The organism is Planctomonas psychrotolerans (assembly GCF_008642235.1).
Taxonomy (GTDB): domain Bacteria; phylum Actinomycetota; class Actinomycetes; order Actinomycetales; family Microbacteriaceae; genus Planctomonas; species Planctomonas psychrotolerans.
Genome location: NZ_SJEV01000001.1, coordinates 2,406,374 through 2,418,044, shown reverse-complemented (window position 1 = coordinate 2,418,044; position 11,671 = coordinate 2,406,374). Strand labels below are relative to the sequence as shown.

Below are 11,671 nucleotides of genomic sequence, written 5' to 3'. Positions count from 1 at the left end.
TAGATGCCTCTGGTTCAATTGTGGGCTGTGAGCCCTCCCAGCGTAACGGCTCAGTTCTGGGACGGTGCTGTGCAGCGCGGCAGGCCGGAATAGCCGGAATCCGCGGCGATGGCGCCCAGCGCGGCGAGGGCGTCGTCGAGCGTCGCGACGGCGAAAACCTCCAGGCCATCGGGCACATTGCCGACCACCTCGTCGCAGTTGGCGGAGGGCGCGAGGAAGAAGTCCGCACCAGCCCGTTCCGCGCCGAACAGTTTCTGCCGGATGCCGCCGATAGGACCCACCGTGCCCTGCGCATCGATCGTGCCGGTGCCCGCGATGACCTCGCCGCCGGTCAGCTGCTCGGGTGTCAGCTTCTCCATGATCCCGAGCGCGAACATCATGCCGGCGCTCGGACCACCCACGTCGTCCAACTCGATCTCGACGTCGAAGGGGAAGGTGTACTCGGTGGCGATCAGGACACCGATGGCGGGAGTTCCGTTCCGTTCCTCCGGTGTCACGCTGAGGGTCATCGCGGTGCCCTGACGGAGCAGGCCGAACTCGAGAGGCGCGGAGGCCCCGTTCGCGGCGATCCTTTCCCGCAGATGCGCCAGGTCGACGACCGGGTCTCCGCCGACGGTGGTGATGGAGTCGCCCTCCTCCAGGACGCCCGTTGCCGGTGATCCGTCGATCACGCTCTCCACGCTCAGTGTGCGCGGAACCTCGTACCCCAACTCGGTGAGCGCGGCGGCCACGGCGTCCCGCTGCGAGTTGACCATGAGGATGCGGTTCTCCTGGTTCCGGTCCTCCGTACTCACATTCGGCGGGTACACCGACTCGACCGGCACCACGGCCTTGCTCGGGGTGAACCACGCCGTCGCGACGTCGAGCCAGTGCGGGAGGTTCTCCGGGTTCCCGACCACGCTGACGGTGAGCAGATTGAGTTCGCCCGTCGAGTCGTAGGTGCGGGCGTCGGGGATGTCGATGAGCGGCCGGGGCTCTCCGCCGCCCACGGCCTCGTTCGACCCGAGGGTGTCGTAGACCGGTCCCGGCTGCTCGATCACGTACGGGCTCGGCACGGCGCTGAGGATGAGGATGAGCACGAACGACACGAGGATCAGGGCCCAGCCGAGCTTCCCTCGACGGGACAGCGCACCGTCGGCCGGGTACGGGGCGAATGAACTCACCGGCACATGCTCCTACTGCTCTCGGGTTCCCAGAATCGTGGGTGACGGTGGGTGTTCGCCCGTGGCGCAAGCCACAACCTCCCACCATAGGACAATCGGGTTCTTCGGCAGGGCCCGCGCGCTAGCGTAGATTCCACGGCTGTGAACGAAGCCGCCCGAGGCGCGATGAATCCAGGAGAGTTTTCGAATGGCTGACGACCAGCAACCGAACCCGGAAGACGAGTTCCGCGACATGCTCCGGGAGTTCCTGAGCGGCAACTCCGGACTCGACCCCGCGCAACTGGCGGGCGCCGCGGGACTGCCCGCCGACCCCGAGGTGGTGCGCCAACTGATGATGCAGTTGCAGAGCGCGCTGCAGTCGAGCGGGGACGGGATCAACTGGGGAGTCGCCACCGATCAGGCCAAGGCGCTGGCGAACCGAACGGCCGAGTCGATCTCGGACGCCGCGCGATCCGAGCTCACCGCGGCGTTCGGCGTCGCGGGGCTGTGGCTCGGCGAAGTGACCTACGTGAGCGAGCTGACCGCTGCGCCGAAGCTGATGAGTCGCGGGGAATGGATCACCGCCACGATGCCGATCTGGATCCAGCTCGCCGAACCCGTGGCGACCAGCATCTCGGATGCGCTCACCCAGGTGCTCACCGAGCAGGCGCCGGAGGAGATGGCCGGCATGATGCAGGGCGCCAGTGAACTCATGCGCAACGTGGGCGGCACGCTGTTCGCGATGCAGCTCGGCCACGCAGTGGGCCAATTGGCGTGCGAGGTGGTGTCCGGTGGCGACATCGGCATCCCCCTGCTCGACGAGCAGCAGGCCGCCATCCTTCCGCAGAACGTGGCCGACTTCGGCGCCGGTCTCGACATCGACAAGACGCAGGTGCAGATCTACCTCGCGGTGCGGGAGCTCGCGCACGCTCGGCTGTTCCGGCACGCGAAGTGGCTGCGACTGCAGCTCATCACGTCGATCACCGAGTACGCGAGGGGCATCCATATCGACACCTCGAGGCTGCAGGAGCTGGCCGAGAGCTTCGACCCGTCGAACGTGGAGGAACTGCGTCAGGCGATGGTGAGCGGTTCGCTGATCCCGCCGAAGACCGATGCTCAGGTTGCCGCGCTGGGGCGCCTCGAGACGATGCTCGCCCTCATCGAGGGCTGGGTCGACGTCGTGACCTTGGAGGCGACCGGTCGCCTGCCGAAGTCGGACGCCATCGCCGAGACGGTCAAGCGGCGCCGCGCCACCGGTGGTCCCGCCGAGACGGCGTTCTCCACCCTCGTCGGTCTTGAGCTCCGTCCGCGCCGACTCCGCGAGGCCGCGGCGATGTGGCAGGCGGTGACCGACGGCGTCGGTGCCGAGGGGCGGGATGCGCTGTGGTCGCATCCCGATGTGCTCCCGACGTCCGCCGACATCGACGACCCGGCGGCTCTCGTCGCTCGCCTGAAGGGCGGTGCGCCGGAACCCGATGAGGTGGACCAGGCGCTCGAAGACCTGCTGCGCGACAGCGGCGACCGCCCGATCGAGGGCGGCGGTCCGGACGGGGATGAACCCCGACCGGTCTGACGGATAGTTCACCCGCTCGCGTAGTCCACCCGCTCCGAGGCTCGTCGCCGCTCAGGAGAAACGCGACGGGCGGCACCGCGCCAACTCCGGCGCGGAGGTGGCGCGGAGGATCTCCTCCGCCACGAGTCTGCCGAGGAGAGGCGCCAGGGTCACGCCCGAGTGGGCCACCGCCACATAGGCCCCGGCCACTCCGTCGAGCCAGCCGACGATGGGCGCACCGTCGGCGGGCATCGGTCGCATCCCCACCCGCACGCTGTCGAGACGGATGCGGGCCGATGCGCCGAAGACGGTGGTCAGACTGTGGGCGATCCGCCGGCCCCGCTCGGCGAGTTCCGCCGAGCTCGTCTCTCCGCCGTACGTCGTCGTCGCCACGAGGTGCCCGCCACCGACGCCGCGCACCTCGAATTCCGGGTGCGCGATCAGGGTCCGAACCGTTCCGGCCCGCGCGCGGAGGCGCAGCAGCACGGCCGGGGACGAGGTGACCGGGAGGCGCGTGCCGAGGGGTGCGCAGAGTGCGGGCGCATCGGTACCGTTCGCCAGCACGACCTGCGCGCACTCGAGTTCACCGACGGAGGTCGACACACCCGACACCCGCCCGGCGCGGATGCGGACGTCGAGAACCGTTCCGCCGAACAGCACGGCGGCACCGTGCGCGCGGGCGGCGCGGACCAACGTTTCCGTCATCGACACGGGGTCCACCGCGCCATCGGTCGCGGAATGCACCGCGGAATCGGGTGCCACGCGCAGGCTCGGCTCCAGCCGACGTACCGCCTCCTCGTCGAGCAGGCGCTGCGTCGGCCCGAGCACGGGAGGACGGGGCCCTCGCCCACCGGCCGGAGCGATCCAGGCGAGCGAGCCGGTCCAGCGGACGTCGAGCGGAAGCACCTCCCCGAGGGACGAATACTCGGAGAGCACGTGCGGGCGGAGGTCCTGGGCGCCGCCGGGCCAATCCCCCGTTGCGTCGCCGATCCAGCCGAAGGACTCGCCGGTGGCACCGCACCCGGGCAGACTCCGGTCGATGAGGGCGACAGCGGCTCCGGAACGCGCGAGGTGATACGCGACCGATGCGCCGACGATGCCGGCACCCACTACGACGACGACGCCTGACGTCACCCTCTTCTCCGTTCCGCTTACAGGCTAGCGAGCGCGGAGCGTCTACTGTGGAAAACTTGCGCGGGCACCCCGCCGCTGGTGCATCCTGCGCGGATGATTCTCGCGCTGAAGCCCTCCCTGCCCGTCGTCTGGCGGTCCCCCACCTCGTTGCAGATCGGCGTCGACCGGCCGATCGTGCTGCTGCACGACGTCACCACCGCCGAGGAACACCTGCTCGCCGCCCTCGCCGCCGGCGTGAGCAGGTCGGGCCTCGACATGATCGGCCGCTCGTTCGGCGCCGACGAGCATGCCGTCGCGGCAGTGCTCGCCAGGGTACGTCCCGCACTCGCGACCGCTGAGCACGTCACCCGGCCGGGACGGGTGGTGGTCGAGGGTGACTCCTCCTGCCTGGCGGTGGTGCGATCGGCGATCTCGGCGGCAGGGCATTCCCCTGTGCCGCGACCGATCGGACACAGCGAGGCCCGCGCGGGATCCGTCGTGGACCTGGCCGTGGCGGTCGTCCGGTACGTGCTTCCCCCTGCCGCCTCCGGGTACTGGGCGAGGCGCGACATACCGCTCCTGCCGGTCGTCTTCGGTGACGCCCGGGTGACCATCGGTCCGCTGGTGCAGCCGGGCGTGACTCCCTGCCTGCATTGCGTCGACCGGTTCCGCACCGACGCCGATCCGGCATGGCCGGCGATCGCGTCCCAGTTGCTCGGCCGCCCCTCAGCCGCGGAGGTTCTGCTCGTCGCGGCGGAGGCGGCCGCGATGGCCGCGCGAGCGGCGCACACGCTGCTGCATGCGGGTCGCAATCCGCTCGCCGGTGTCGCCGTCGCCCTCGACGCCGACACGGGCGAGCTCAGCCGACGCGCGTGGCCACCGCACCCGGAGTGCGGCTGTCGAGCTCTGCCAGGAATCGGGACGGCGCCCGCGCCGCCGACCGGTGCGGCCCGGCCTCGCTCCACGACAGCCGCAGGTCTCGCCGAGCCCGCGTGATGCCCACGTAGAGCAAGCGCCGCTCCTCGTCCACGGCGGCGAGGGACCCCGCATAACTGATGGGTACGAGCCCCTCGCTGAGACCGACGAGGTGCACGGCGTCCCACTCGAGGCCCTTCGCCGAGTGCAGGGTCGCGAGGGTGACGGCCGACACGGTCGGTTCGTGCTGACCCGACTGGCGTTCGAGCAGTTCATCGGTGAACTGCCGGAACGTGGTGCCGGGCGGCATCTGCTCCGCGAGCCCCATCAGCGCGTCGAGGGACTCCCATCGGTCCCGCACCGCCCCGCGGGCTTCCGGCGGATGCTGGGTCCAGCCGAGCGACCTCAGCACGTCGCTCACCGACTTGAACAACGGCTCTCCGAGGATCGACACGGACGCCGCCCGCAGAGTCATGATCGCCTGCTTCACCTCCGGCAGGTCGAAGAACCGTTGCGATCCTCGCACCTGGAAGCTGATGCCGGCATCGGTCAGCGCGTTCTCGAGGGTGGCCGCCTGCATGTTCACCCGGTACAGCACCGCGATGTCCTCCGGCTTCGTTCCGGCGGTGATCTGCTCGGCGACGGCGGCCGCCACCCCGCGGGCTTCGGCGAGGTCGTTCGGATACGAGGTGACGACCGGGGCCGGGCCCTCGTCGGCGTGCGCGGATGCCACGAGGGTGAGGGCTCCGGGGCGGCCACGCATCAGCCGGTTCGCCGCATCGGTGATGTGCGGCGTCGATCGATAGTTGTGCTCGAGTCGCACGACCGTGGCGTCGGGGTAGCGCGAGGGGAAGCCGAGGAGGAAGTCGCTCGACGCCCCGGCGAAGGAGTAGATGGTCTGACTGGCGTCGCCGACCACGCACAGGTCGCTGCGGTCCCCGAGCCACAGGGACAGGAGGTCCTGCTGCAGGGGCGACACATCCTGGTACTCGTCCACCACGAAGAAGCGGTACTGCTCCCGCACCTGCTGAGCCACCCACGGCTCCGACTCCACCATCCCGGCGGTAGCGAGCAGCACGTCCTCGAAGTCGAGCTGCCGTCGCGCATCCTTCACGTCCTCGTACGCCTGCAGCAGGTCGACCGCGGCATCGACGCTCACGCGTTGCGGCAGAGTCCTCGTCGTGCGGGCGGCGAGGGCGTAGGCGTCGATGCTCAGCTTCGACACCTTGCGCCACTCCACCTCCGCCGCCATGTCGCGCAGGGACGCGGTGTCGAGCTTCAGCCCGATCGTCTCCGCGGCGTGCCCGAGCATGCGACCCTTGCTCGGGATGAGGCGCGGCATCGATCCACCGATCACCTGGGGCCAGAAGTAGTTCAGCTGGGACAGCGCTGCGGCGTGGAAGGTGCGCGCCGCAACCGGGCCGGCCCCGAGCGCTCGCAGTCGGCTCCGCAGCTCTCCCGCCGCGCGCGCCGTGAAGGTGAGCGCCATCACACGGTTCGGCGGATACACCCCCGACGCGATTCCGTAGGCGATCCGGTGGGTGATGGCCCGGGTCTTGCCGGTCCCGGCACCCGCGAGCAGCACGACCGGCCCGAGCAGAGCCTGCGCGGCGACGCGCTGCTCGTCGTCGAGGGCCTCGAGCAGCGACTCGGCGGTGCTCTCCGTCGGCTGCCGTGCGGCATCCGTCATCGAGAGGCCCCGTCGGGGATCGGGCCTCCGTACCACTCCTCGAGGATGGCGCGAGCGATGGACGAGCGTCCGGGAAGGCCGACCTCGGCCCGGTCGATGTCCGCCCGGCTGAACCAGCGCAGGTCGATGATCTCGGTGCCGTCGGGCTTCAACTCGATGTCGGCGGTCGTGTCCAGGCGCGCGGTGAAGCCGACCATGATCGACGCGGGGAACGGCCAGGGCTGGCTGCCGAGATACTTGGGGTCGGTGACCGTGATCCCGGATTCCTCGAAGATCTCCCGCACGACGGCGGCCTCGAAGGACTCGCCCGGCTCCACGAAACCGGCGAGGAGCGAGTACCGCGTGCCGCCCCAGTTCGCGTTGGCGCCGAGCAGGATCCGGTCCTCGTCGTCGATGACGCCCACGATGATGGCGGCGTCGGTGCGCGGGAACACCTCGGATCCGTCGGACGGGCTGCGCCGCACCCACCCGCCCTCACCCACGATGGTCGGTTCGCCGGTGCGCGGCGAGTAGGTGTGGGAGGAGTGCCAGTTGGCGATGGCGAGGGCCTCGGTGAACAGGCCGGCGTCGCGGGGCGAGAACTGCGTGGCCGAGTCGCGGAGGTTGATCCACAGTGCCTCATCGGGCTCGAGCTCGCGGGCGGCAGCGTCGGAGAGCACGCTCGTGACGACGCGCGTGCCGGCGGGCTCGCGGGCGGCCGCCGTGGTGGTGCGGCCGAGGTAGATGCGCACGACCGCACTCGGTACCTCATCGGTCGTCTTGAGGTCGAGCGCCATCTCACCCCGCTCGTGTTCGCCGAACTCGTCCTCGCCCACGGGATCCACCCGGCCGAGCGTGAGGCCCTTCCACAGCGGCAGTACGCGGGTGGTCGGGTCGGCCCAGAGCTCATCGAAGAGGTCCGGACGGGAGCGGGCGAGGTAGTCGCGGTCGACTTCCTGGCGGGAGAGCGGCAGTCGTTGCAGGAAGGGTTTCGACATCGGTGTCCCATCGGAAGGAGTGGAAGGAAGTAGCGACGGCGAGACCGGGCCTTACGACTAACTGCGTGGCGCACAGGCTCTCGAGCCGCTGATCGACCTAACCTGTAAGGCATGGCCAGATCCCCCCTCACTCTAGCCGCGTTGGCCACCTCGGCGGTCGCCGGGCTCGACGTCGTGCGCACCGCCCGCTTCGGATACGGAACGCAGGGCGACTTCGATTCCGCCCTGATCCACGCCCCGGACGGGCGCGAACTGGTCGTGCGCGTGCCGACCACCAAGGTCGCCGAAACCGAGCAGACGGCGGATCTCGCCGCATTGCGCACCCTGAGCGCCGGCGTGCGCGCCCGGCTCCCCTTTCAGGTAGCGACGTTCCTCGGTGAGGCGCCGATCTCGCCGACGCGTGCCTACGTGTACGAGCTGCTTCCCGGCCGCCCGGTCGCCCTCGGCGACATCCCGGCCGGTGATGGGCTGGCCGCATCCATCGGACGGGCCGTTGCGGCGGTCCACAGTCTGCCCACGGCGTTCGTGGCCGACGCCGGCCTGCCGGTAGCGTCGGCGTCCGACGTGCAGCGCGCCGCCGCCAACCTCGTCGACACGGCCTCGGGCACGGGCCTGGTGCCGGCCTCGCTCCTCGCCCGATGGGAGAAAGCCCTCGGTGACGGCTCGCTTTGGCAGTTCCAGCCGGCGGTGGTGAACGGGTCGCTGCGCGCGTCCTCGTTCCTGGCCGACGGCGGCCACGTGACCGCCGTTCTCGGCTGGTCGGAGTTGCGGGTCGGCGACCCCGCCCGCGACCTCAACTGGGTGCTGGGGGCACGCGACCACCACGTCCCCGAGTCGGTGCTCTCCGCGTATCACAACGCCCGGCAGGTGACCGTCGACCGGCGCCTCACCCAGCGCGCCACACTGTACGCGGAACTCGAGGTCGCTCGCTGGCTGCTGCACGGCACGGAGACGCACAACCGGGCGATCACCGATGATGCGGTGTCGATGCTCGATGCGCTCGTGGACAGCGTCCACAGCGACGTGCGCACCCCGATCTCCTCCGAGACCCCGCCCGCGATGGATCTGAACGAGGTGGAGAAGATGCTCGATACCCACCGTCAGCCCTCCAACGACTCCGACCACAACGACCGCAGGTCGCTCTCCGAGTAAATCCGGTCGGGGCGGATGACCCGGTCCTCGGACACGTAGTAGAACTCCGCGTCGATGAGGTCGGGGTCGATGCCCTTCCAGCGGGCGAACGCGAGCCGGTAGAGCGCGAGCTGCAGCTGACGCAGTTCCAGGTCCGCCGCGGTCGTCGGCGCCTTCCCGGTCTTCCAGTCGACGACACGGTAACGACCGTCGATCTCGTAGACCGCGTCGATCTTGCAGATCACGATCTGGTCGGCGATGCGCACGTGGATCTCGACCTCCACCGCAACGGGCTGGAGCCCCGCCCACTCCGATCGCTCGAAGGTGCGTTGCAACCGTTCGAGTTCGGCCCGGTCGAGTGGGTTCTCCAGCGGATCGATGTCGGCCTCGACCGGTAGCGCGTCGATGAGGTCACCGCTGCCGGCCGGGCCGAATCGCGACTCGACCCAGTCGTGGAACAGGGTGCCGAGGCGTGTCTGCCGGAAGGGCCGTTCCGGCATGGGCCGCCGCAGACTCGACGCCACCTTCGCGGGATCGGTCACGAAGTCCTTGAATCGCGACGCGGGGATGCGCGTGGGCAGCTCCACCGTCCCCGCGCGTTCCATGGCACGGTCGCGTTCGGCGAGCAGCAGGTCGAGGTCGCGCTGCCACCGCCCCGCATCGGGTTTCTCGGTCGTGGCCGCGGCCTGCACCGCCGCCGCCGCCCGCTCCACCCGCGCCCGGCGGGCGCCCAGCGGGTCGAGCGGCCAAGACACGGTCAGTTCCGCCCCGGCGCGCGGGTTCGTCTCGTGGGCGCTGTCGAGGGGGACGTCGTCGTTCACCAGATCCGCGGCGAGCAGCTCGAGCAGGAAGACGCTGGCGAAACGCGGTTTCGTCGTCGATGACCAGAACGACCCCGTGAGCAGCAGGTGCTCGCGGGCACGGGTGAGGGCGACGTAGGCGAGCCGGCGCTCCTCGGCGCGGTGACGCTCCGCGAGGGCGACGGCGTACGCGGCGAGGTTGGTGTCGAACTCCTTCTGGGTGGCGAGACCCCGCCAGGCCAGGTGCGGCAGTTCCGCCGCGTCCCCCCGGAACTCGTACGGCAGCTTGCCGAAGCGCACCCATCCGGTGCCCTCCCTCGGTTTGTTCGGCAGCTCGTCGGCGACCAGGCGGGGCACCACCACCAGGTCCCACTCGAGTCCCTTGGCGCCGTGGATGGTGAGGAGCTGCACCGAGCCCGGCTCTGCGTTCTCGCTGCGCGGACCCATGGTGTCCTCGCGCTCCGCACGATCGAGCCAGCCCAGGAAGCTGCCGAGGGTGGCCAGGTCGTCGCTCGCGAGGAAGCCGTCGAGTTCGTCGTGGAAGGCGTACAGGTTGGCGAGACCGAGCGCGGCCGTGTCGTTCGCCGACACCTCGATGTCGAGAAGCAGCTCCTGCTCCACGAGTCGGACCAGGTCGGGCAGCGGAAGACCGGCGCGGGACCGGAAGAACGCCAGCTGGCGTCCCGCCGCGCGCAACCGGGCGAGGCCCGGCGCGCTGAATCCGGCGAGCTGCCCGTGCCCCTCCGGCGCCTCCGTGACGAAGTCGAGGGCGTCGACGATGGAGCGCCCGTCCTCCGCGGCAACCGACTCCCGCATCCGGTCGGTGATGTCGTCGGCCAGCCGCTGCTGCGCCCAGTCGCGGGCGTGCAGCCAGCCGGCCACCCGGGACAGGTGCTGAAGGTCGGCTACCCCGATCGCCCACCGGGCCCCGCCCAGCAGCCGCACGAGAGGAGACCCCGCGGATGGATCGCTCATGACCCGGAGCGTGCTCACCAGATCGACGATCTCGGGCGCGAGCAGCAGACCGCCGATGCCGAGCACGTGATGCGGCACCCCGCGCTCGGCGAGCGCCTCCGCGAACAGCCCCATCGCGCTACGGGTGCGGAAGAGGATGGCCGCACTGCGCCGCTCGCCGTCCGGTCGACGGGTGTCGAGCCCGTCGGCGAGCCAGTCGGCGATGCCGGTGGCCTCCTCCTCGACCGTCTCCGCGTAGCGAGCGACCACACTCCCGACGGGCGCTCCGGGCCGGGCGGAGAGCGGCTCGACGCGCACCGAACTCGCCGCCGTGAGCGGCGCCACGACGGCGTTCGCTGCGGCCAGCACCGTGGTGGCATTGCGCCAGCTCGTCGAGAGGGCGAAGTCGGCGATCGGCTCACCCCCACCGAAGTCGCGCTCGAAGCGCGCCAGGTTCGCGGCGCTGGCACCGCGCCAGCCGTAGATGGACTGGTGCGGATCCCCCACCGCCATGACGCCGTGGCCGGCGAACAGGGTGGACAGCAGCCGGGTCTGCACCACCGACGTGTCCTGGTACTCGTCGAGGAGCACGACCCGATACCTCGACCGGTACTCGGCCGGCACTCCGGGGCTGCGCTCGCACACCGCGAGCGCGAGCGCCACCTGGTCGGAGTACTCCACGAGTCCGCGTCTCTTCTTCTCGGCGGCGTACCGGTCGGCGAGTTCCACGATCACCGGGAGCGCCCCGAGGGCGTCGACCGCCTTGGTCACCGAGGCGTACGGGGCGTTCTTCGGCGCTCCGTCGGTGTACGGCAGGTCGGTCAGGTAGGAGAACTGCTCGACCAGCCGCACGACACGGGACGAGTCGACGATGTTCTCGCCGATCTCGCGGCTCAGCTCGAGGACCGCATCGGTGACCGAGCCGAGCGACCGCGCGAGCGGCACCAGGCGCTCATCACCGCTCGATCGCACGATGGAGCGGGCGAGCAGCCACGCCGCGGAGTCGCTGAGGAGCACCGACTCGGGTTCGCGCCCCACCAGCAGGGCGTTGTCGCGGAAGATCGCGTTGGCGAACGAGTTGTACGTGGATACGGTCGGCTGCTCGAAGCCGTCGGCCGACGGCAGCAGCCCCGCGGAGCGCAGCTGCCCGATGCGCGCCCCGATGCGCTGCGTCAGCTCCCCCGCGGCCTTGCGCGTGAAGGTGAGACCGAGCACCTCCTCCTCACGGACCAGTCCGTTGGCGAGCAGCCACAGCACCCGGTTCGCCATCGTCTCGGTCTTGCCGCTGCCGGCACCGGCGACCACCAGAGCGGGGGTGAGGGGCGCCTCGATCACCGCGACCTGCTGCGGCGTGGGGGACGGTTGGCCGAGCCGTGCGGCCAGATCCATCGCACCGA

At 70.5% G+C, this 11,671-nt stretch carries 7 protein-coding genes and 1 pseudogene; 3 read left to right on the top strand and 5 right to left on the bottom strand.

Going from position 1 to position 11,671, the window contains the following annotated elements; all coding sequences use genetic code 11:
- Positions 1–50: 50 nt before the first annotated feature.
- Positions 51–1,163 carry a YlbL family protein gene (locus EY822_RS11135; protein ID WP_150308321.1) on the bottom strand — a complete coding sequence of 371 codons (1,113 nt, stop codon included), beginning with the start codon at positions 1,161–1,163 and terminating at the stop codon, positions 51–53.
- Between the two features lie 187 nt (positions 1,164–1,350).
- Between EY822_RS11135 and EY822_RS11130 the strand changes: the two genes are divergently transcribed.
- On the top strand, positions 1,351–2,715 hold the full coding sequence (locus EY822_RS11130; RefSeq protein ID WP_150308320.1) for a zinc-dependent metalloprotease: 1,365 nt from the start codon (positions 1,351–1,353) through the stop codon (positions 2,713–2,715).
- Positions 2,716–2,766: 51 nt separating this feature from the next.
- Here EY822_RS11130 and EY822_RS11125 read toward each other — a convergent pair whose 3' ends face one another.
- The gene (locus EY822_RS11125; protein WP_150308319.1) at positions 2,767–3,828 is read right to left on the bottom strand and encodes an NAD(P)/FAD-dependent oxidoreductase; all 1,062 of its coding nucleotides are present in this window, start codon (positions 3,826–3,828) and stop codon (positions 2,767–2,769) included.
- Between the two features lie 93 nt (positions 3,829–3,921).
- On the opposite strand from EY822_RS11125, the pseudogene EY822_RS11120 reads away from it, so the two are divergent.
- Positions 3,922–4,713, top strand: a pseudogene (locus tag EY822_RS11120) (TOMM precursor leader peptide-binding protein); the annotation flags it as partial.
- Here EY822_RS11120 and EY822_RS11115 read toward each other — a convergent pair.
- Together EY822_RS11115 and nudC are read right to left on the bottom strand one after the other, a co-directional pair.
- Positions 4,667–6,412 (bottom strand): ATP-dependent helicase, encoded by a 1,746-nt coding sequence (locus EY822_RS11115; RefSeq protein ID WP_150308318.1) that lies wholly within the window; start codon positions 6,410–6,412, stop codon positions 4,667–4,669. The pseudogene EY822_RS11120 and the gene EY822_RS11115 overlap by 47 nt on opposite strands.
- Entirely contained in the window at positions 6,409–7,389 is a 981-nt protein-coding gene (gene nudC / locus EY822_RS11110) for an NAD(+) diphosphatase (protein WP_150308317.1), read from the bottom strand. The genes EY822_RS11115 and nudC overlap by 4 nt, the downstream gene beginning before the upstream one ends.
- Positions 7,390–7,500: 111 nt before the next feature.
- On the opposite strand from nudC, the gene EY822_RS11105 reads away from it, so the two are divergent.
- On the top strand, positions 7,501–8,541 hold the full coding sequence (locus EY822_RS11105) for a phosphotransferase (protein WP_150308316.1): 1,041 nt from the start codon (positions 7,501–7,503) through the stop codon (positions 8,539–8,541).
- Here the strand turns inward: EY822_RS11105 and EY822_RS11100 are convergent.
- On the bottom strand, positions 8,490–11,663 hold the full coding sequence (locus EY822_RS11100) for an ATP-dependent helicase (protein ID WP_150308901.1): 3,174 nt from the start codon (positions 11,661–11,663) through the stop codon (positions 8,490–8,492). The genes EY822_RS11105 and EY822_RS11100 overlap by 52 nt on opposite strands.
- Positions 11,664–11,671 lie beyond the last annotated feature (8 nt).

Bases quoted from the DNA above. Each gene is read 5' to 3' on its own strand.
- EY822_RS11105 (WP_150308316.1), top strand. From the start codon at position 7,501: ATGGCCAGATCCCCCCTCACTCTAGCCGCGTTGGCCACCTCGGCGGTC.
- EY822_RS11130 (WP_150308320.1), top strand. From the start codon at position 1,351: ATGGCTGACGACCAGCAACCGAACCCGGAAGACGAGTTCCGCGACATG.
- EY822_RS11100 (WP_150308901.1), bottom strand. From the start codon at position 11,663: ATGGATCTGGCCGCACGGCTCGGCCAACCGTCCCCCACGCCGCAGCAG.
- EY822_RS11115 (WP_150308318.1), bottom strand. From the start codon at position 6,412: ATGACGGATGCCGCACGGCAGCCGACGGAGAGCACCGCCGAGTCGCTG.
- nudC (WP_150308317.1), bottom strand. From the start codon at position 7,389: ATGTCGAAACCCTTCCTGCAACGACTGCCGCTCTCCCGCCAGGAAGTC.